Raw genomic sequence first — 23,065 nt, 5'->3', positions numbered from 1 at the left:
TTTAAGTGCATCTTTTGTAATTTAACTTAACGAAATCTTATGATAAGAATTTCGTAATTTTGCATACTCAAACAACAAAATCAATGTACTTAATATACGATACAGAGACAACTGGTCTTCCTAAAGATTGGAATGCTCCTATTTCTGACTCTGATAACTGGCCAAGATGTATACAAATAGCATGGCAGTTACACGACGAAATGGGACAGTTAATAGAGCATCAAGATTATTTGGTTCGTCCAGATGGTTTTGATATTCCGTATGATTCTGAACGTATTCATGGAATCTCTACAGATTTAGCTACAGAAAAAGGTATTCCTTTAAAAGAAGTTCTAGACAAGTTTAATGAAGCTTTAGGAAAAGCTAAATTTATTGTTGGACAAAATTTAGGTTTCGATATTAATATTATGGGAGCCGAATTTTATCGTTTAAATTATGAAAATAACTTAACCGAAATTCCTGTCTTAGATACCTGTACAGAAGTTACAGCAGAATTATTAAAATTACCTGGTGGACGTGGAGGTCGCTATAAATTACCAACGTTAACAGAATTACATCAATATTTATTTGGTGTTCCATTTGGAGAAGCGCACAATGCTACTGCCGATGTGGAAGCAACTACACGATGCTTTTTCGAATTAATACGTAAAAGAATTTTTACAAAATCTGAATTAGAAGTCGAAGATGATTATTTTGTTCGTTTCAACGAAATTAATCAGACGAATATTCAGCCAGTTGGTTTAAATCATGTCAACCTTAAAAAAGCTTCTGAAACAATTGCGAAGAAAAAAGCAAAAGAAGAAGGTGACGATGACCTTGTAGAAATTTCTGATGAAATCTTAGAAAAGTTTGAAAAAGCAAAATTTGCTCATCTTCATAATCATACACAATTCTCTATTTTACAGTCTACAATTTCTGTAAGAGATTTAGTTGCCGAAGCAGCAAAACATAAAATGCCAGCTGTTGCAATGACAGATCATGGTAACATGATGGGTGCATTTCATTTTAACTCAGAAGTGCAGAATCATAACAAAGCTGCCAGAGCTAAAAACGAAGAATTAATAGCAGAAGGACAAGAACCTACAGAAGTTGAAATAAAACCAATTATTGGTTCAGAGTTTTTTGTGTGTGAAAATCATTTAGATAAAACAAAAAAAGACAATGGTTACCAAATTGTAATTTTTGCAAAAAATAAAAATGGGTATCATAACCTAGCAAAAATGGCTTCTAAAGCTTATACAAATGGCTTTTATTATGTACCAAGAATAGATAAATCTGTTATAGAAGAATACAAAGAAGATTTAATTGTTTTATCTGGAAATCTACAAGGTGAGGTTCCAAATAAAATTCTTAACCTTGGAGAAAAGCAAGCAGAAGAAGCACTACTTTGGTGGAAAGATCAATTTGGAGAAGATTTTTATATCGAGTTAATGCGACATGGTCAAGAAGATGAAGATCGCGTTAACCAGACATTAATTGCCTTTGCTAATAAACATAATGTAAAATTAGTTGCAACAAATAATACATATTACGTAAAGCAAGAAGATTCTAATGCGCACGATATTTTATTATGTGTAAGAGATGCAGAGAAACAAGCTACGCCAATTGGTCGTGGACGAGGTTTTCGTTTTGGTTTACCAAATCAAGAATATTATTTTAAGTCGGAAGCAGAAATGAAACAATTGTTTCAGGATGTTCCGCATGCAATTGTCAATATTCAAGAAGTAATAGATAAAATAGAAGAATACACACTTTATCGTGATGTATTACTTCCGAAATTTGATATTCCAAAAGAGTTTCTTCATGAAGAAGATAATTTAGATGGAGGAAAACGAGGAGAAAATGCCTATCTAAAACATTTAACGTACGAAGGTGCAAAAAGACGTTATGAAGAAATTACAGACGATATAAAAGAACGTTTAGATTTTGAATTAATAACAATTGAGAAAACGGGTTACCCTGGGTATTTCTTAATTGTACAAGATTTTATTGCAGCAGCAAGAGAAATGGGCGTTTCGGTTGGTCCAGGTCGTGGATCAGCAGCAGGATCAGCAGTAGCATATTGTTTAGGAATTACCAATTTAGATCCTATACAATACGACCTACTTTTTGAGCGTTTTCTTAATCCTGACCGTGTATCCATGCCCGATATTGATATCGATTTTGATGATGAAGGACGTTCATTAGTTATGGATTATGTGATAGATAAATATGGCTCAAATCAAGTAGCTCAAATTATCACGTATGGTACAATGGCAGCGAAATCTTCTATAAAAGATACGGCACGTGTTTTAGATTTACCTTTGTTTGATGCCAACAGAGTTGCAGGATTAATTCCGAATATGAAGTTAGCTAAAATCTTCAATTTAGATGAAAATGCACTAAAAGGAGCGCTTCGGCCAGAAGAATTAGAAGCTGTTAATGAACTGAAACGTTTATCTAACGGAGACGATTTAGCGGCAGAAACAATACAACAAGCTAAAATTTTAGAAGGGTCTGTTCGTAACACAGGAATACATGCATGTGGAGTAATTATTACCCCAGATGACATTACTAATTTCGTTCCTGTAACAACAGCAAAAGACTCTGACTTATATGTAACACAATTCGATAACTCTGTAGCTGAAAGCGCAGGATTATTAAAAATGGACTTTTTAGGTTTAAAAACATTAACCTTAATTAAAGATACCATTAAGTTGATAAAAGCACGAACTGGAATTGAAATTAATGCCGACGAAATTCCGATAGATGATGTAAAAACATATGAACTGTTCCAAAGAGGAGAAACAGTTGGAGTATTCCAATATGAGTCACCTGGAATGCAAAAGTATATGAAAGATCTTCGTCCAACAGTTTTTGCCGATTTAATTGCGATGAATGCCCTTTATCGTCCAGGACCTATAGAGTATATTCCATCCTTTGTTCGTCGTAAAAATGGAGAAGAACCAATTTCTTACGATTTAGAAGCAATGGAAGAATACTTGGCAGAAACTTACGGAATTACAGTTTATCAAGAGCAGGTAATGCTACTTTCTCAGAAACTAGCAGGATTCTCTAAAGGTGATGCCGATGTATTGCGTAAAGCAATGGGTAAAAAACAAAAAGCAGTTTTGGATAAAATGAAACCAAAATTTGTTGAACAAGCTGCTGAAAAAGGACATGATCCTAAAGTATTAGAAAAAGTTTGGACAGACTGGGAAGCCTTTGCATCTTATGCTTTCAATAAGTCACACTCAACTTGTTATGCTTGGATTGCTTATCAAACAGCTTATTTAAAAGCACATTATCCTGCCGAATATATGGCTGCTGTGCTTTCTAATAATATGAACGACATAAAACAAGTTACATTTTTCATGGAAGAGTGTAAACGAATGGGATTAGATGTTCTTGGACCAGATATTAACGAGTCTATTACTAAGTTTAACGTAAACGAGAATTACGAGATTCGTTTCGGAATGGGAGCAGTAAAAGGAGTGGGACAAGCTGCCGTAAATTCTATTATTAAAGAACGAACAGAGAATGGACCTTTTACGGATATTTATGATTTCGTGAAAAGAGTCGAATTAAGAACTGTTAACAAAAAAACAATAGAGAATTTAGTTTTAGCGGGTGGTTTTGATTCGTTTGAATTTCATAGAGGACGCTATTTTTATATAGAGAATACCACTACAAACTTAGAAAAGTTAATTAAGTACGGAGGAAATTATCAAGAACAGAAAAACTCTTCTCAAACATCTCTTTTTGGAGATTTCGGAGGAGACTCTGTGATAGAAGATGTAGTTCCTGCATTACCAGATTGCGAGAAATGGAACATGTTACAACGACTTTCTAAAGAAAAAGAAGTAGTAGGAATTTACATTTCATCTCATCCATTAGACGACTTTAAACACGAGTTAAAAATGTCATCTAATTGTAGCATTTCTGATATTAATGCAAACGAAGATCAATTTGCAAATAAAGAAGTTTCAATTTGTGGAATGATGTCGAATATTCAGCACAGAATAGCGAAGAATGGAAACGAATTTGGGATTTTCACTTTTAGCGATTATACAGATGCGATGGACATTATGGTTTTTGGTTCAGATTATTTAAAGTACAGACATTACATGCAAGAAAATATGTTCTTGAATTTGAAATTGAGTATAACGAAAAAAGAATTTAAAGACAAAGACGGAAACGTTACACAAGGAAGAGTTTACAAGAACATTACAAATATTTTATTGCTAAATGAAATTGTTGAGAAGCAATCGGAGAAAATGACGATTAAAATTGAAGTAAATGATTTTTCTGAGGAGGTTCTGACTAAATTATCAACAATAATGTTCAAATATCAAGGAGACAAATCGTTAAGAATTCAGTTAATCGATCCTAAAGATCATCTAAATAATTTAGACTTATCTGCAAATAAATTAAAAATTAACATTTGCAGAGATTTGCTTCAAGAACTTGATGAACTGCAAGAAATATCATTTAAATTAAATTAATTATACGTTTATTCTATTGTATAATTGACAGATTATATAAACCTAAGTTTTGATGAACTAAAATTTTGTGTAGATTTGTAGACACAAGATTAGATAAAAAATATAAGATTATGGCAGTAGAAGTAACAGACGCATCATTTGCATCAGATATTATAGAGTCAGGAAAACCAGCAATGGTAGATTTTTGGGCTGTATGGTGTGGTCCTTGTAGAATGGTAGGTCCAGTTGTCGAAGAGCTAGCTACGGAATATCAAGGAAAAGCAGTTATAGGGAAAGTAGATGTTGATACTAACCAAGAAATAGCAGCAAAATATGGAATCCGTAACATTCCTACAATTTTATTCTTCAAAGATGGAGAAGTTGTAGATAAAGTTGTTGGTGTTGTACCAAAAGAACAATTAGTAGAAAAATTAAATGCAATTTTATAATTCATTTAAATTACTGATAATGAAATGTAAAAATCTCGTAAGTTAAATTTACGAGATTTTTTTTGCAAAAAATTTAGGAAAGTTCAGAATTACGCCTATATTTGCAATCCGAAATCAGTACTGATTTTGATCCGGTAGTTCAGTTGGTTAGAATACTTGCCTGTCACGCAAGTGGTCGCGGGTTCGAGTCCCGTCCGGATCGCAAAAAGTTTCGTTCTTTTACAAAATATATTTTTTATAATTTCTGATCCGGTAGTTCAGTTGGTTAGAATACTTGCCTGTCACGCAAGTGGTCGCGGGTTCGAGTCCCGTCCGGATCGCAATTTTTTTAAAAATCTTAAAAAATATATTATTTTATAATTTTCTGATCCGGTAGTTCAGTTGGTTAGAATACTTGCCTGTCACGCAAGTGGTCGCGGGTTCGAGTCCCGTCCGGATCGCATCTATTTCTTTTTTCTATTTTAGATCGATCAAGAAAATTATAATAAAAAAACAAACTGATCCGGTAGTTCAGTTGGTTAGAATACTTGCCTGTCACGCAAGTGGTCGCGGGTTCGAGTCCCGTCCGGATCGCCAACTTTTTAAAGCCTCACAAAATAATTTGTGAGGCTTTTTTTATTTCTATTATTCAGTTTTAATATAGATTAAGAAATTGTCGAAACATCATTTATATATTTACTTAGCTTATGGGAATATTTAGCACTCTCTGTGTCCTTTGCGGTTAAAATAATATAAAACGAAGTTAGATAACTTAAACCTTATATCTATTTCAGTAATCTTTGTTTATTCTACTGTATATCAGCTTCGCATCTTAAATAAACTTAAGATTATAAAAACTGTCATCTTTTTTAACTTATTTCAGATTTTAACAAAATTTTATAAAATTAACCCATGTTGTTATTTGGAATTGATTTTAATAACTCAAATTATTGATAGATAGAAAATTATAAATTATCTATTTAATTAAATGTTTATTTTTTAGCTAAATAAATGATTATGTATTGCTTGTGAGGAGGTTTTGATTAAGAAAATTTAATATTTTATTCATTACATTTAAATTAATATTAACAAACTATTAAAAAATCATCTCTTTTATGAAGAAAACTTTTCTCAATGTGTTATGCGTTGGTGCTGTATTATTAGGCACAAGCTTATTCGCACAAAAAAAAATTAAACTAGGAGTAGATGCAGGTTATACTTATACCTCATTAAATCAAGATTTATCAAATCTAGTAGATTCCAAATACAATAGTCGCTATGGCTTTGGAGTTAACGTTTCTGTAGAGTTACCTGTCTGGAAAAGTTTATTTGTTTCTACAGGACTTTCTTATTTACAAGAAAATTATGAATTTGAAAGAACAGGAACAAGAGACGGATGGTACACAAAGTACAATAACGACTTTGTATCTCTTCCATTACTTGTTGGTGGATATATTATTAATAATCCATACGTGTCTGACGGTGTTTGGGTAAAAGTAGCAGGAGGAATGTATACGGATTATTGGTTAACAATGAAAAGAGAAGGACAATATCCTGTTTTTTCTGAGTTACAACCCGATGGAACTTTTAACTACACAAAAGTTTCTGATAAATACGATTTCAAGGAAAATGAAAATAATCTAAGAAGATTAGGTTTTGGTTTACAAGGACAAGTACAATTAGGCTATTCGTTAGATAAGATAGATGTATTTGCTTCATATAATTACCAATATGGTTTATCTGATATGACAAAAGATAACATTAGTGATAATCAGAAGATGACTAGAAACTCTTATATGATTTCTGCAGGTATAGCTTATAAATTCAACTAAAAAACACAAACTATGAAAAAAATAAAAACTAGATTTTTAGTATTAGGTTTATCAATGTTATCATCTTTTACTTTATTAAGTTCTTGTGTGAATAATGACGATACAGCAATTACAGAACCTACACGATATACAGCTCAAGATATTAAATCTTATTCAGATTTATTTGATGTTTTTTGGACAACTATGGATCAGCGATACAATTATTTCTACGAACAAAAAAGAAGAGACGGAATGGATTGGAGTGCTATTTACAGAGAATATTCTCCAAAATTTAAAGCACTAAAAACGTTTGGTCGTTCTACAGATAACGATAAAGAAGTAAATGATGACTTTCTAAAAGCAAAACAATACTTCGAAGAAATTATAGATCCAATTATAGATCGGCACTTCAATGTACAAATAGCATTACCAGCAACAAGTAATGGGGTTAATTTTACAGCTACTTTTTATGGAGGAATGATAAGCGAAGAACGAGTTAACAGATATCCGTTTGCTATGAGATATCCCTATATGAGAAGTAAACTTGCTCCTAACTCTTTTAACTCTGTTAATTATGCATTAGGAGGATATTTAAACTCTAATCCCGATATTTATTATTTTTCTTTTCTTCAGTTTTCATTATCTCAAAACTATCAAATTAACTTAAATGATAAATATTTAAGTCCAGATGAAGGAAATGGTTTAGTTTTAACACAAGAGAGAATAGATAAAAGTGAACTTTTAAATGCTATAACTAATCCAGCAACTCGTCAAAGAGTAAGAGATTTTACAGTAAATATTTTAAATGAATGGAATAAATTTCCAAAGTCTACAGATGTAACAGCCTTTCATGATGAAATAGCTAAGTTTAAATCGACGGAAATTGTTTCTGATCAATTTACATCAGCAGCTCAAAATGCTTTAACTAAATCAAGATCATTAATCGATTATTTAAGTTCTTCAACGTATGCTTCGGTTACAACAACAGAAACTATTCCTTATTTAAATTGGTTTATAACAGAAATGAACACGCATGTAACTTGGGGATATAGATTACCACAATTTCAAGATGCTGCGGTAGCTGTTATTAATAGAGGACCTTTATATAAACAATTTTTAAATCCATTACATAAAGGAGATATTAAGAAAATTATTATCGATTTAAGAAGTAATGGAGGAGGAGCTGTTGTAGATGCTCGTTTCTTTTCAGATAGATTTATTACGAAGAACCAGATATTCGCTTATCAAAGAACCAAAGAAGGAAATGGACGCTTTAATTACACGCCTTGGGTAGAAGCAAAAACAAATCCACATAAATTTGGTATACCAGCACATATTCCAATTACAATTTTAACAGACAAGGGAAGTGCAAGTATGTCGGAGATTACGACATTAATGTTGAAATCGCAAGGTAATGATGTTGTGAGTATTGGAGATTACAGTGCAGGAGCAACAGCAGGATTAGGTGGTTCTGATGATTTTAATGGAGGAACAAGAGATGCGATAGGTGGTAGATTAACTTTTTATATGCCATTATTAGCAATGAAAGATGCAAAAGGGGAAGTGATAGAAGGAATTGGAGTAAAACCCGATATTTATGTTACGCCACCAACAAACGAAGAATTAATTGCAATGCAAACAAGTCCATCGACTTTTGTTGATAGAGTTTTAAATGAAGCAATAAAATATTTGTCTTCTAAATAATAAATAGGAGTAATATTTAACCTTATAAATAAAACACCAAAAATCCGTTTCATTTTTTTTGAAACGGATTTTTTAATGATTAGATTATAATCTATTTTCTATTTTAATGTATTGTTATTTAATTAGTTAAACTTATCTGTTTTTGATTTTTAACATAATTTTTAGAAAAAAAAGATATATTTGTAGAACTTAACAATTATTAAATTTAACTCACTACCTAATGAAAAGAAAATTTTATAATGTGTTATACGTTAGTATTTTATTTTTTAGTACAAGTTTATTTGCGCAGAATAAACTTAAATTAAATGTAGATGCTGGGTATACATATTCTTCACTTAATACTAATTTATCTAATCTTATAGATTCTAAGTATATTGGTCGTTATGGCTTCGGAGCCAATTTATCAGCAGAACTATCAATTTTTAAAAGCTTATTCATTTCCAGTGGATTTTCTTATTTGCAAAAGAATTATGAGTTTACTAGAACTGGTGCAAGAGCTGGTTGGTACACAAAATATGACAATGAATTCCTTTCTTTACCATTACTTATTGGTGGATATTTAATTAACAATCCTAATGAATCTAATGGGGTTTGGATTAAAGTGGCAGGAGGAATGTACACTGATTATTGGTTGTCGATGAAAAGAGAAGGGCAATATCCTGTTTTTTTTGATCAACAGCCTGATGGATCTCATAACCATGTGAAAGTTTCTGATAAGTACGATTTTAAAGAGAATGAAAATAATTTAAGAAGATTCGGATATGGACTTCAAGGACAAGCTCAATTAGGATATTCATTTAATAAACTTGGAGTTTATGTATCTTACAATTATCAATATGGTTTGTCTGATATAAAAAAAGATAATATAAATAGAAATCAAAAGATGACGATTAATTCTTATATGTTATCAACTGGTCTTACTTATAAATTTAATTAACAATCAAAAATTATGAAAAAAGCAATTAAAAGATTCCTATTTTTAGGATTATCTATACTATCTTCTATATTAGTATTTAATTCTTGTGTAAATAATGATGATTTATCAATAACAGAACCTACACGATATACAATTCAAGATATTAAATCCTATTCAGATCTGTTTGATGTTTTTTGGACAACTATGGATCAACGTTATAATTATTTCCATGAGCAAAAAAGAAGAGATGGGATGAATTGGAATAGCATTTACAGTGAATATTCACCTAAGTTTAAGGCATTAAAAACATTCGGTAGAGCTACAGATGACGAAAAAGAGATATATGAAGATTACCTTAAAGCGAAACAGTATTTTCAAGAAATAATAGATCCAATTATCGACAAGCATTTTTATGTGAATATTTATCTGGAAAAAAATAATAAAAATTCATACGATTATACGAAGTATAGTGGAGGAATGTTATCCCAAGAAAGTGAAAATAATACCTATCCTTTTATAAGTAAATATGGTTATATGAAAGATAGAGTACTTCCTGGTTCTTTTATTTCAGAAGATTTTGCAATAGGTGGATATTTAAACTCTAATTCGGATATATATTATTTTGCATTTTCTGATTTTCAGTTAGCAAATAAATTTCAAATTCAGCTAAAAGATAAATATCTTACACCTGATAATGGAGGAGGATTATACCTTACAGTTGATAAAATAGATAATAGTAAAGAATTAAACTCAATACAAGATGTTGCTACACGTAAAAAAGTAAGAGATTTTACAGTTAATCTTTTAAATGAGTGGAACAAATTTCCAAAATCAGAAGAGGTTGCTACATTTAATAATGAAATAACAAAATTTAAAGCGACAGAAATCGTTTCAGATCAATTTGTAAATGCTGCGACTAAAGCATTAGATAGTTCTTACAACTTAGTTGATTATCAAAGTGGCTCTGTTTATACATCGGTCTTAACTTATGAAACATTGGAGTATATTGTTTGGTTTAGAAATAACATGTATAATCATGTAATGGTTGGACACGCTCTTGGTCTTTTTCAGATGGATATTTATAATGCTCTTAATAAAGTGCCATTTTATAAACAATTTTTAAACCCTCTACATAGTGGAGAAATTAAGAAGTTAATTTTAGATTTAAGAAGTAATGATGGAGGATTGGTTTTAGATGCTCGTTTCTTTTCGGATAGATTTATTACGAAGAATGAGATTTTTGGTTATCAGAGAACAAAAGAAGGAAATGGACAATTTAATTATACACCTTGGATAGAAATGAGAACAAATCCACATCAATTTAATATTCCTTCATCAATTCCGATTGCTATTTTAACAGATAAGGAAAGTATGAGTATGTCAGAAATTACCACTCTAATGTTGAAATCTCAAGGAAATCACGTGATGAGTATAGGAGATTATAGCATTGGAGCAACGGCAGGATTAGGTATTTCTGATGATTTTAATGGAGGACTAATGGATGGTGTAGCTAGTAGTAGACTAAATTTCTATATGCCATTAATGGCATTTAAAGATGCAAAAGGAGAAGTAATAGAAGGAATTGGTGTAAGACCAGATATTTATGTCACTCCACCAACAAACGAAGAATTAACAGCAATGCAAACAAGCCCAACAACTTTTGTTGATAGAGTTCTAAATGAAGCAATAAAATATTTGTCTTCTAAATAGTAAAATATAAAACAAGTGATAAATTAATCTGTCTCAGTTCTGAGGCAGATTTTTTTATACTTTAGATTTTTAATAAAAAAATATGAAGAATCTTTATTTAGCCAATGCATTGGTAACAGATAATGAGGGAAGAATGCTTGCTGTAAGAAAAAATAAATCAATTTATTTCCAAATGGTTGGTGGGAAAATTGACGGTGCTGAAAAACCAATTCAAGCTTTAGAAAGAGAATTTAAAGAAGAAATAAATATCAATATTAACTTACATAAAGTATCTTTTTTAGGAACTTACACTACAAATGCTGTTAATGAAGAAAATACATTAGTAAACGCGACTATTTTTCATGTACACTTAAATTCTATAAATACAATAAAGATAGACGCCGAAATAGAAGAAATAGCATGGATAACAAAAGAAGATTATAAAGACTATCAATTCGCCCATTTATTAAGAGAATTTAGTCTACCAATTTGGCTTAAGATGAAGTTTTAAATTTTTTTATTAAAATTTATGTAACATTATAGTTAGTTGTATACTAACTAATAAACACTAAAATAATTAAAAGATGAAATCTATTTGGGAAGCAACTTTAGAAGATAATGTGATTAGAATTGAAAATAATTGGTTCGCAGGAGAAAAGTTATTTGTAAATGAAAAACTACAAGATTTTCAAGTAAATTATTTCTCCTCTCCTATTCTTACAGGACATTTAAAAAATTCTGAAGGAAATAAATTGAGAATAAAAGCTAATATTATACAAGAATTTTTTGGTTTAAACTGTGTGTTATTTATTGATGACGAACAAATTCCATTGAAAAAAGTAAAATAATAATTTTGAAAACACAGCAAGAGTTTTTAAATCTGATAGATCAACATAAAGGGATTTTGCATAAAGTCTCCAAAATGTATATGGATGATATTGAAGATCAAAATGATTTGGTTCAAGAAATTGTTTTACAACTATGGAAATCTTATGAACGTTTTCAATCAAAAAGTCAGTTTTCAACTTGGATGTATCGTGTCTCATTAAACACAGCTTTAACATATTTCAAAAAAGAGAAAAAAAAATCTGATCGTTATACTTTTTTAGAAAATCTAGATAAAGTAGATGAAACAGATACGCTAGAAAAAGAAACACAATTAGAGTTATTTTATAAAGCTGTTCATGAGCTAAATAAAGTAGAAAAAGCGTTAATATTTCTTTTTTTAGAAGGGCAAAGTCACAAAGAAATTGCATCTAATTTGGGTATTACAGAAGTTAATGCTCGCGTAAAATTAAATAGAACAAAAGAAAAAATACAAATCATCATAAAAACTTATGGCTATGAATTTTGATGAATTAAAAGAACAATGGAAAGAACAATCTTCTGATGATATTAAAATTAATAAAGATTTTGAAAATCATAAAGAAGCCAATACAATTATAGATAAAGTTAGAAAAGTAATGAGAAAGGATTTTTTCTTTCAATTAACAAGTTTTCCTCTTTTATTACTCTATCCATTTATTTTTGATATTGCAACACCCTTAGTTTGGTTTGTAATTATGTGCTATGTATTTATCATGATTCTTCCACTAAGAATATTGGTTAATTTTTATAGAAACTCTTATAAATTAGAATACAATTCTCTTAAAAACATCAATTGGTTTTATTACAATTATAAATTTTCTATCGAAATATTTAAGGTATATAGTTACATTATTTCTATTCTAATTGTTATGTTTTTTGGAATTGTATACATGGAAAAAAAGACTTTTTTACATTTTGATACGCTTTGGCAATTATATGTATATATTATTTCAACACTAATTATATATGCCGTAATATGCATATGGATGTTGAGATGGTGGATAAAGAAATTATATGCAAAACCACTAGAACAGATCAAACAAATTTTAGAGGAATTAGAAGAATAAAAAAATCCCATCAACTCACAGAATAAATTAGAGTTGATGGGATTTTTATTAATGATATTATTTTGTCAATTGTTCAAAAACTCTTGCCATAGCCTCAGCTCCGGGATCTTGAATTCCTTTTAATAATTCTTCTGGAATATAAGAAGAACGACCAAATAATGTTTTTTTAATTTCTTTCGTACTTTCTGTTCCAGTTCTTGCAGCTTTCGCAGCCTCTGCAATAGATTTTCCTTCTGCTAATAGATTAAAAGCAGGTTCTAAAGCATCAATCATTGTTCTATCACCAACTTTAGCACCTCCGTATTCTTTTACTTTATTTAGACCACTAAGTAAGGCTTTACCAATATTATTATCTTCTTCGTAATAATTTCCTGCTCCAATAAATAAAATTGACATTAATACACCACTAGATCCACCGGCTTCTCTAGAAAAAATACGTCCGATGCTTTCTAAAGTTTCAGTAATGTTATTTAAAGGTAGTTGATCAATTAAATTAATTATCGATTTAGAAACTAGGGCAAAAGTTGCTCCCGCATCACCATCGCCAACTTTAGCATCTAATTCATTAATTTCTTTTTCGATGGCTATAAATGTATTTGCAGCAGATAAAATAATATCTTTTACATGTTCATTTTCTGAAGCTTTAAAAGGAATTAATTCTTTTAATTTTGGTGTTTCAACAATAGAAATAGAAGTTAATTTCTGTGCTTTTATCCATGCACTAGGTTCTACTTCTGCTAATAAACCTTTTTCTATTTCTGGATTTAATTTTATGGCAGAAATAGAAAAACCATTCATATTTAAAGCAGTCATAAACAATCCTGGTCCAACGATATATGTTGTTTGTTTTGCAAGACTTGTTTTAGTAAATGAATTGGCTAAAATATTCATTTCAATAGGTGTAACAGTTCCTAAATTATTAATTAAAACAGAATATTTATCTGATAAATTATTAAAATGCTGTTCAATTTTACTTGTAATTAAACTCATTAATTTATCAGGAGAATCCAACTTAATTACTTCAGCTCCTGGTTCTCCATGAATTCCAAGACCAAGCTCAGCTTCATTTTCATTTAATCTTATTTCCTTTTGTCCATCAAATAATTGACATTCATTTAAAGCTAAACCTACAGACGCTGTATTTTTAATTGTTGTGTTTGCAATTTCTGTAACCTCTTCTAAACTTTTTCCTTGCGCAGCATAATAACCAGCAATTTTATGCACAAAAACAGTTCCCGAAATGCCTCTTTTATTTACTTCGTTTTCTAAAGCAATGTCATCTCCAACAATAACAGTTTCTATTTTATAACCCATTGCACGAGCTTGTTCAGCTGCTAGTCCAAAGTTTAAACGGTCACCAGTATAGTTTTTTATAATTAATAAACATCCTGCTTGTCCTGTTACAGCAATAATAGCCGACAGAACAGCGTCAACAGATGGCGAAGCAAATATTTCTCCACAAACAGCAGCAGTCAACATTCCTTCACCAACAAATCCTGCATGAGAAGGTTCGTGTCCAGAACCTCCACCAGAAATTATGGCAACTTTAGATTTGTCCCAGTCTTTGCGTACAACAACTTTTATTTCTGGGAAACGATCTAATTTTGCTAATTTATGATTAATTAAAATTCCATCAATAGCGTCTTTTACGACATCTTTTGGATGATTTACGAATGATTTCATATTTATATTTTGTGATTGATCTTATAAAGATAAGATTCTATTTGATAGTCTTTTATTTGATTTTAAATAAATTAAGAAAATTTTAATCATCAGTATTTAAATATTATATTCTACATTAATCAATAAAAAAACCTTCTAGTTAAACTAGAAGGTTTTTTTATTGATTAATTTCTTGAATTTCCAGATCCATATCCCATCAAAACATCATATCGTTGCCCCCATGGGCGATAATAAAATAATGCTTGATATTGATTTTCTGTTTGCCAAAAGCTTCCACTAACATAAGTAGGGTCTATCTGTCCAGTTTTTGTATTTTTTACGACATACTGATAATTGTAATAACCTTGTTTTAGGAATAGTTCAGTTACCCAAAGACCAGAATCATCTTTTTCTAATTTAGAATTTTCGTCAATCTTCCAATTGTTAAACGCTCCAACCACATAAGGTGCATATAACCCATTCTGATCTTCGAACGCATCTAAAGCAAAATAAACCCAAGAATAATCTGCTTCTGAATTTGCAATGTATTCATTTCCAAATCGGTTATTTCTAATGTAATAATTTCCATTTATGTCAGGAAAATCATCATAGGGTAAATTATATTTCGGAATGTCTACTCGTAAAACAGTATGAAATACGCTATCTTTTCTAAAAGCTTTTTCTGTTGTTAAACTTGGTACTTCTAAATTTTTATTGTCGAACCAATTGTATTCAGCTCCACCATTAAATAAAATATTTGTATCGCTATATGTTAATAAGTTTGATCTTGAAAATGTAGGTCTATTAATAAAGAAACCTTCTTTCCAATTATTATTCTTCATCAGAAATAATTTTGCTCCATCAGGAACTTCTAATAAATCTTGTGTTCCGCTAGCAACCTGAACCTGTAATCGTTGATTTAATTCTTTTTTTGTAGGATTATTAAAACGAGAAACCATTACACCAACATCTGTTATGGGTTGATAAACAGCGAAACGTTGTGTAAGAATAGGATTGTTATCATTCTCTAAAAATACTTTTATAATATAATTTCCTGGCAGTTTTATATTCATTTGCTCATTTGGAAATTTTATTTGATAGTTAGTATAGCGCTGATAAGTATTAAATGAGTTCTTATGTATTCTTGCATAATCTGTATTAACACCATTTAAAAACTCTGACTGAAAAATATTAGATGGTGTCCAATCTGCATTTCGATGTTCTATAGAATATTGATAACGTTTGTAGCCTGCATCTAAATCATCAAACAAAAAGAATAGATATTCACCCGAATTTAATCGTATGATAGGTGTATTATCATTTGTTTGTGGGTTAAACACCTGAAGTGTTTTGATGTTTCTCGGCGGATTAATCTCTTCTACTTGACCAAAAATGCATGTTGCTAAAAAATAGAATATTACAGTGTAAAATCTCATTTATAATTATTTATTGTAAAAATACAAAAAGGGCATGTGTTTTGGTAAAAAGGTTTGCTTTAAGATAAATATTTTTTAAAAAAATATTTATAACACTAAATAATAACACTAAAAAAACTTATGTATGAAACAGAAATACTACTTAAGCGCTCAGGTGCTTGCCGTTTCAGTTTTTAGCTTTGGACAAATTGGGATTAATACTAATGATCCTACAAAAACCCTTGATGTAAATGGAGAGGTTAGAGTAAGAACTTTACCATCTGGTAATGTTATAGATGAAGTATTAGTTGCTGATACTAATGGGAATATTAGAAAAATCCCTAGAAATAGTTTTGAAGGCGAAGGAGCTTATAGTAAAGGAGGTTTTAATTCTACAATATTAGGATATGAACCTCAGCCTGTAGCCAATAAAGTAGTTCCACCAACCGCGCCAGGAGGAGCTAGTGTTACAGAATTAGGTTGTAAACAATATTCACAGAATGGACATCACTATTGCGTTTATGATTTATCTACAGGAATCAACTGGTATAATGCTTTTAATTTTGCAAAAAATTTAGGAGGCTATTTGGTTACTTTAACTAGTCATGCCGAAACAGATTGGGTTTATTCTGAGATATTATCAGGTTATAATTTATCGAATAATATTTGGATTGGTTACAATAAAATAACTGAACCTGGTAATACCAATAGATTTAGATGGATTACAGGAGAAGAATTTAGAATAAATTGGGGAACAAATCCAGCAACTGCAGAACACCGTTTTGATGCTGGTGAACCAAATAATTATAATGGTAATGAAGGATCTACACATATTATAGGTGCGGGAGGTAGTTGTGCTAGATCTTGGAATGATACGGATGGAAATAATACGTCTGCGGCCGCTGGCTGTACAACAGGAAGTATTACTGCAGCAAATAAAATTATAAATAAATTAATCATAGAGTTTAATGAATAAAAAAATTAAATCTTAATAATTTTTTTGTTTTTTAATTAATGGTATCATCATATTAATTCTAAAAATAATATAGGATGCCTTTAAGTTAGTTTCTATGACTTATTTTTTAAATATATATTAACTTAATAATTACAACAAAAACCTTATTTATGAAACAAAAACACTACCTAAGCGCTCAGGCGCTTGTTGTTTCGATTTTTAGTTTTAGCCAAATTGGAATTAATACTAATGATCCTACAAAAACTCTTGATATAAATGGAGAGCTTAGAGTAAGAACTTTACCACAAGGAGATGATATAGATTATGTATTAGTTGCTGATGCTAGTGGTAATATAAAGAAAGTCTCTAGAAATAGTTTAGAAAACGGAGAATCTTATAGTGGTGGTTTTAATTCTACAATATTAGGATATGAACCTCAGCCTGTAGCCAATAAAGTAGTTCCACCAACTGCCCCAGGAGGAACTACAGTAACAGAATTAGGTTGTAAACAATATTCAGGGAATGGACATCACTATTGTGCTTATGAGCTATCTGGAGGAATTAGTTGGTTTAATGCTTTTAATTTTGCAAGAAATTTAGGAGGCTATTTGGTTACTTTAACTAGTCATGCCGAAACAGATTGGGTTTATTCTGAGATATTATCAGGTTATAATTTAACGAATAATATTTGGATAGGTTATAATAAAATAGCTGAGCCTGGTAATGAAAATAGATTTAGATGGATTACAGGTGAAGAATTTAGAATAAATTGGGGAACAAGCCCTTCAACTGCTGAACATCGTTTTTATCCTGGTGAACCAAATAATCATAATGGTATTGAAGGATCTACTCATATTATAGGTGTAGGGGGGGACTGTGCAAGACGTTGGAATGATACAAATGGAAGTAATTTAACGTCATCAGCTCCATGTGTGATTACTTCTGTAAATAAAGTATTTAATAAATTAATCATAGAGTTTAATGAATAGAAAGTTTTATATCTAAAGAAATAATTTTTTTCGTTTTTTTTTGTAATGGTGACATCGTATTATTCTTTTAGAGTAATGCGATGTCTTTTTTTTTGAGTAAAAGTGTTTAAACTTTTAAAGAGATGTAATTTTAATTAATTCAGCGTGTCATTCTGAGCCTGTCGAAGAATAGTAAAGAGTTCTATAAAATGTTTCGACAAGCTCAACATGACAGATCTTACTAAAAACAAGATTATTAAATAAGTTTAAACAATTTCAGTATTAAAAAAACGCATGTCTTTTAGTAAAGATCATGCGTTTTATATACTTTTATTTTAGAGGTTTAATTTTTAATATTTCCTTCTAACTTTAATAAGAAAGCATAAACCATTGCTACGTCTTTTAGATAATCAAACCTACCTGATGCACCACCATGTCCATAATCCATATCAGTTTTAAGTAATACTACATTCTTATCAGTTTTTATATCACGCAATTTAGCAACCCATTTTGCAGGTTCAAAATATTGTACTTGAGAATCATGTAATCCAGTTGTTACTAATAAATTTGGATAATTTTTAGCTTCAATATTTTCATAAGGAGAATAAGATTTCATATAAAAATATGCATCTTTATTATTTGGATTTCCCCACTCGTCATATTCGTTAGTTGTTAAAGGAATACTTTCGTCTAACATAGTGTTTACAACATCAACAAATGGAACTTGAGAAACTACACCATTCCATAATTCTGGTTTTAAATTGATAATAGCACCCATTAATAAACCACCAGCAGAACCACCTTGAGCATATAAATGTTTTTGAGAAGTATATTTATCTTTAACTAAATATTCGCCAACATCTATAAAATCGGTAAATGTATTTTTCTTTTTCATCATTTTTCCATCTTCATACCATTGTCTTCCCATTTCTTGTCCTCCTCTAATGTGTGCAATAGCATAAGCAAAACCTCTATCTAAAAGACTTAATCTTCCGCTACTAAATGTGGCATCCATAGAACTTCCATAAGAACCGTAAGCATACAATAACAAAGGATTTTTACCATTTTTCTCGAACCCTTTTTTGTACACAATAGAAACAGGAATTTTTGTGCCATCTTTTGCTGTTGCAAATAAACGTTCTGTTACATAATTATCTTTGTTATAACCACCAACAACTTCTTGTTGCTTTAACAATGTTCTTTTTCCTGTTTTTAAATTTTGTTCGTACTGAGAACTAGGAGTTATCATAGATGTGTAACCAAATCTAAAATTATCTGTATTGTATTCAGGATTACCAGATGGATAAACAGTATAAGCAGCTTCATCAAATTTTAGAAATTCTTTTTTTCCACTTTTTCTATCATAAATTACTAATTGAGAAAGTCCGTTCTGTCTTTCGCTGAAAACAAGGTAATTTTTAAACTCGCTAATTCCTTCCATTAAAACATCTTTACGATGTGGAATAAAATCTTTCCAATTTTCAACACCTGTTTTATTTAAAGGTGTCTCCATTACTTTAAAATTTAGCGCATCTTTATTTGTTGTGATTAAGAATTTATCTTCAAGAGGAGTTACATCATATAAAACATTTTTCATTCTTGGTTGAAAAACAAAAAATTCTCCATTAGGCTGATTCGCATCTAACATACGAGTCTCCGAAGAAGTGGTAGCACCAGAATAAATCATAATGAATTTTTCATTTTTAGATTTACCTACACCAATATAATTTGTTTTATCTTTTTCTTCGTAAACAGTAGCATCTTTCGATACATCAGTTCCTAAAGTATGACGTTTAATTTTTTCTGATAATAATGTTTCAGCATTTTTCGAAGTATAAAAAATTGTTTTATTATCGTTTGCCCAAACTGCAGATCCAGAAGTATTCTTAATTCCTAAATCTGTTGTTTTACCAGTTTTTAAATCTTTTAAGAATAATTTATATTGTCTTCTAGAAACGTCATCTACACCATAAATCATTTTAGAATTATCTGGACTAATACTAAAACCTGATGCAGCGTAATAACTATGTCCTTTTGCTAATTCATCAACATCAACTAATACTTCTTCTGGAGCAGATAAATCTCCTTTTTTTCTACAGTATTTGTAATATTGTTTTCCTTCTTCTGTTTTAGAGTAATAATAATAACCATTTCTAAAAACAGGAACAGATTCATCTTTTTCTTTGATACGGCCTTTCATTTCCTGAAAAAGTTTTTCACGAAAAGTGTCTGTATCTTTCATCATTTCATTTAAATAATTATTCTCTGCAGTTAAGTAGTTGACGACTTTTGTAGAATCTTTTCCTTTTTTAAAGTAATCAATCATCCAATAATATGGGTCATTAACTTTATCTCCGTGTATAGTTCTTATGTGTTGTTGCTTTTCTGCAATAGGAGGTTTTACACTTGGCCAACTTTGGGCATTTACAATACAGGTTGCTGTGAGCAGAGAGGATGTAATTATTTTTTTCATGAATTATTATTGTTTAATTGTAATTAAATTTAGTATAAAAAACTGAATTTCAGCTAATAATTATTATCATAAAAAAAGCGTACATTCTTTTAAAGAATGTACGCTAAACTATATTTTGTAATTTATTTCTAAAATCTAATTTCTCAGATCTAGAATATATTTTATTCGAATAATGAAGGAAACTCGTTTGGTTTAGCTTCACTCATTAATTTATAAACTTTTTCTACAATATCATCTAAAGATGGTTTAGAGAAGTAATCTCCATCTGTTGCATAAGCTGGTCTATGAGCTTTTGCAGTAATAGTTAATGGTGCACTATCTAGTGTGAAATATCCACCTTGATTCTCTAAAATATTTTGTAATAAAAATGCGCTTGCTCCACCAGGAACATCTTCGTCAACAATAACTAAACGATTTGTTTTTGCTAAACTTTTCGCTAAATCATTTTTAATATCAAATGGTAATAAAGATTGAGCATCAATCACCTCAACAGAAATACCTAATTGCTCTAACTCTTTCGCTGCGTCCATTACAATTCTCCATGTAGAACCATACGTTAATAAAGTAATATCATTTCCTTCTTTTGTAACTTCAACTTCTCCTATAGGTGTTGTAAATTCACCAATATTTGTTGGTGTAGGCTCTTTTAATCTATATCCATTTAAGCTTTCAACAACAATTGCAGGTTCGTCTGCTTGCATTAATGTGTTATAAAAACCAGCTGCTTTTGTTAAGTTACGAGGAACAAGAATATTTACACCACGAACTAAGTTTAAAATACCTCCCATTTGAGAACCAGAATGCCAGATTCCTTCTAAACGATGTCCACGCGTTCTAATAATAAGTGGAGCTTTTTGAGTTCCACAAGAACGATATAAAACCGTAGCTAAATCATCAGAAATACCTTGTAAACAATATAAGATATAATCTAAGTATTGGATTTCAGCTATTGGACGTAAACCACGCATTGCTAAACCAATTCCTTGACCAAGTATTGTAGCTTCTCTAATTCCTGTATCAGAAATACGATCTATTCCATATTTTGCTTGTAAACCTTCTAAACCTTGGTTTACATCTCCAATATTTCCTGCATCTTCACCAAAAACTAATGCTTTAGGATATTTTTCAAATAATTTATCGAAATTATTACGAACAATTACTCGTCCATCTTCCATCTCAGGATTTTCATCATAAGTAGGCGAAACTTGCTCAACTTTAATTGCTGTACCCGAAACTAGTTTAGATGAATAAGTTTCTTCTTCTTTCTCAAATTTTTCATCTAACCAAGAAATTAAAGCACTTTTAGAAGCTAAATTTTCTTGTCTTACTAAACGAATAACTTTACGAACAGTACTATAAACATCACGTTTAAAAGGACTTTTTTTCGCTTTTAAATTGTTTATTTCTATTCCAATAAATGCAGCGTTAGAACTTTCTGAAGATAATTTTTCTAATAAATTTAATGCTTGTGTTTTTAGATCTAAAATTGGATTCAAGTAATCTTCCCAACATTGTTTTTGAGCAGCTTTTACTTCAGCCTTTATTTTAGTTTCTAATTCATCTAACTCATCAGCAGAAATAATTTCTTCTGAATGATCAGCGAATGCTAATATATATTCACGGAATTTTGTAATTCCATCAAATTCTTTTTCCCACGTTAATCTATCTTCAGATTTATAACGTTCATGAGAACCAGAAGTAGAATGACCTTGTGGTTGTGTACATTCTTGTACATGTACAATACATGGAATATGGTGCTCACGAGCAAATTTTTCTGCACGAGAATAAGCATCTATTAATCCAGGATAATCCCATCCTTTAACCGTGATGATTTCATATCCTCTTTCATTTTCATTTCTTTTAAAACCAGATAATAATTCTGAAAGATTAGATTTTGTACGTTGATATTTTGCAGGAACAGAAATCCCATATCCATCATCCCAAATAGAAATAATCATAGGAATTTGTAAAACACCACCAGCATTTACAGCTTCCCAAAAATGACCTTCGGAAGTACTTGCATCACCAATTGTCCCAAAACCAATTTCGTTTCCGTTTACAGAAAAATTATTTTCTGTATCAGCTTCTGGTACATTTCTGTAATATTTAGATGCTTGTGCTAATCCTAATAATCGAGGCATTTGTCCTGCAGTAGGAGAAATATCTGAACTAGAATTTTTTTGTTGTGTTAAGTTTCTCCAAGAACCATCATCATTTATAGAACGAGTAGCAAAGTGAGACGTCATTTGTCTACCACCAGATGCTGGCTCTTTTTCTATATCTGTAAGTGCATATAATTGCGCGAAGAATTCAGATGTTTTTAATTCACCAATAGCAAACATAAATGTTTGATCTCGGTAATATCCAGAACGAAAGTCTCCATTTTTAAACACTTTTGCCATTGCAATTTGTGGTAATTCTTTTCCATCACCAAAAATTCCAAATTTAGCTTTCCCTGTAAGTACTTCTCTTCTACTAAGAAGACTTACTTCTCGAGACATAAACGCCGTCCTATAATCACTAATAATTTGGCTTTTAAACTCTTCGAAAGTAATCTTATTTACCTCTTGTGTTTCCATTTCTTTTGTTTGTTGCAAAACAAATTTAAAAAAAAGATTTGTAACTTCCATCTATCAATTTACGACTA

At 30.4% G+C, this 23,065-nt stretch carries 16 protein-coding genes and 4 tRNA genes; 16 read left to right on the top strand and 4 right to left on the bottom strand.

Features of this window, described 5'->3' with window-relative positions; genetic code table 11:
• Nucleotides 1-83: 83 nt before the first annotated feature.
• The 14 genes from dnaE to BUA86_RS01300 all read left to right on the top strand — a co-directional run bounded on the left by dnaE (nucleotide 84) and on the right by BUA86_RS01300 (nucleotide 12,945).
• Nucleotides 84-4,484, top strand: a complete 4,401-nt coding sequence (dnaE, locus tag BUA86_RS01365; RefSeq protein WP_072929128.1) for a DNA polymerase III subunit alpha — start codon at nucleotides 84-86, stop codon at nucleotides 4,482-4,484.
• 110 nt (nucleotides 4,485-4,594) lie between these two features.
• Nucleotides 4,595-4,912: a thioredoxin gene (gene trxA, locus BUA86_RS01360; RefSeq protein ID WP_072929126.1), complete on the top strand. Its 318-nt coding sequence runs from the start codon at nucleotides 4,595-4,597 to the stop codon at nucleotides 4,910-4,912.
• A gap of 128 nt (nucleotides 4,913-5,040) precedes the next feature.
• A tRNA-Asp gene (locus BUA86_RS01355) sits at nucleotides 5,041-5,114 on the top strand.
• Between the two features lie 44 nt (nucleotides 5,115-5,158).
• Nucleotides 5,159-5,232 (top strand) — tRNA-Asp (locus BUA86_RS01350).
• Between the two features lie 46 nt (nucleotides 5,233-5,278).
• A tRNA-Asp gene (locus BUA86_RS01345) sits at nucleotides 5,279-5,352 on the top strand.
• Between the two features lie 59 nt (nucleotides 5,353-5,411).
• Nucleotides 5,412-5,488: transfer RNA gene (locus tag BUA86_RS01340), tRNA-Asp, on the top strand.
• Between the two features lie 518 nt (nucleotides 5,489-6,006).
• Nucleotides 6,007-6,723, top strand: coding sequence for an outer membrane beta-barrel protein (locus tag BUA86_RS01335; RefSeq protein ID WP_072929124.1), 717 nt, complete (start codon nucleotides 6,007-6,009; stop codon nucleotides 6,721-6,723).
• A gap of 12 nt (nucleotides 6,724-6,735) precedes the next feature.
• Complete coding sequence (locus BUA86_RS01330) at nucleotides 6,736-8,406, top strand: S41 family peptidase (RefSeq protein WP_072929122.1); 1,671 nt, start codon at nucleotides 6,736-6,738, stop codon at nucleotides 8,404-8,406.
• A 220-nt stretch (nucleotides 8,407-8,626) separates the two neighbouring features.
• Nucleotides 8,627-9,343 (top strand): outer membrane beta-barrel protein, encoded by a 717-nt coding sequence (locus BUA86_RS16025; protein ID WP_072929121.1) that lies wholly within the window; start codon nucleotides 8,627-8,629, stop codon nucleotides 9,341-9,343.
• Nucleotides 9,344-9,355: 12 nt separating this feature from the next.
• Nucleotides 9,356-11,032: a S41 family peptidase gene (locus BUA86_RS01320; RefSeq protein ID WP_072929120.1), complete on the top strand. Its 1,677-nt coding sequence runs from the start codon at nucleotides 9,356-9,358 to the stop codon at nucleotides 11,030-11,032.
• A gap of 82 nt (nucleotides 11,033-11,114) precedes the next feature.
• Complete coding sequence (locus BUA86_RS01315) at nucleotides 11,115-11,522, top strand: NUDIX hydrolase (protein ID WP_072929118.1); 408 nt, start codon at nucleotides 11,115-11,117, stop codon at nucleotides 11,520-11,522.
• Between the two features lie 73 nt (nucleotides 11,523-11,595).
• Entirely contained in the window at nucleotides 11,596-11,859 is a 264-nt protein-coding gene (locus tag BUA86_RS01310) for a hypothetical protein (protein ID WP_072929116.1), read from the top strand.
• Nucleotides 11,860-11,933: 74 nt separating this feature from the next.
• Entirely contained in the window at nucleotides 11,934-12,365 is a 432-nt protein-coding gene (locus BUA86_RS01305) for an RNA polymerase sigma factor (protein ID WP_229731815.1), read from the top strand.
• A complete protein-coding gene (locus tag BUA86_RS01300) occupies nucleotides 12,349-12,945 on the top strand; it encodes a PH domain-containing protein (RefSeq protein WP_143147213.1) in 597 nt (198 codons plus the stop codon). Before BUA86_RS01305 ends, BUA86_RS01300 begins: the two co-directional genes overlap by 17 nt.
• A 57-nt stretch (nucleotides 12,946-13,002) precedes the next feature.
• Here BUA86_RS01300 and BUA86_RS01295 read toward each other — a convergent pair whose 3' ends face one another.
• A complete protein-coding gene (locus tag BUA86_RS01295) occupies nucleotides 13,003-14,628 on the bottom strand; it encodes a dihydroxyacetone kinase subunit DhaK (RefSeq protein ID WP_072929110.1) in 1,626 nt (541 codons plus the stop codon).
• Nucleotides 14,629-14,792: 164 nt separating this feature from the next.
• Nucleotides 14,793-16,043: a type IX secretion system plug protein gene (locus BUA86_RS01290; protein ID WP_072929108.1), complete on the bottom strand. Its 1,251-nt coding sequence runs from the start codon at nucleotides 16,041-16,043 to the stop codon at nucleotides 14,793-14,795.
• A gap of 124 nt (nucleotides 16,044-16,167) precedes the next feature.
• Here BUA86_RS01290 and BUA86_RS01285 point away from each other — a divergent pair, with 124 nt between their 5' ends.
• Both BUA86_RS01285 and BUA86_RS01280 read left to right on the top strand, forming a co-directional pair.
• Nucleotides 16,168-16,998, top strand: coding sequence for a lectin-like protein (locus BUA86_RS01285; RefSeq protein WP_072929107.1), 831 nt, complete (start codon nucleotides 16,168-16,170; stop codon nucleotides 16,996-16,998).
• Between the two features lie 149 nt (nucleotides 16,999-17,147).
• The gene (locus BUA86_RS01280) at nucleotides 17,148-17,966 is read left to right on the top strand and encodes a lectin-like protein (protein WP_072929106.1); all 819 of its coding nucleotides are present in this window, start codon (nucleotides 17,148-17,150) and stop codon (nucleotides 17,964-17,966) included.
• A gap of 322 nt (nucleotides 17,967-18,288) precedes the next feature.
• Here the strand turns inward: BUA86_RS01280 and BUA86_RS01275 are convergent, their stop codons facing one another.
• On the bottom strand, nucleotides 18,289-20,418 hold the full coding sequence (locus BUA86_RS01275) for a S9 family peptidase (protein ID WP_072929105.1): 2,130 nt from the start codon (nucleotides 20,416-20,418) through the stop codon (nucleotides 18,289-18,291).
• A 161-nt stretch (nucleotides 20,419-20,579) separates the two neighbouring features.
• Nucleotides 20,580-22,997: an alpha-ketoacid dehydrogenase subunit alpha/beta gene (locus tag BUA86_RS01270; RefSeq protein WP_083580268.1), complete on the bottom strand. Its 2,418-nt coding sequence runs from the start codon at nucleotides 22,995-22,997 to the stop codon at nucleotides 20,580-20,582.
• Between the last annotated feature and the right edge of the window lie 68 nt (nucleotides 22,998-23,065).

This window comes from Chishuiella changwenlii, from assembly GCF_900142565.1.
In the GTDB taxonomy this organism is placed as follows: Bacteria; Bacteroidota; Bacteroidia; order Flavobacteriales; family Weeksellaceae; genus Empedobacter; species Empedobacter changwenlii.
The sequence above is the reverse complement of the archived record's forward strand: the minus strand, read 5'-3'. Positions and strand labels throughout refer to the sequence as shown.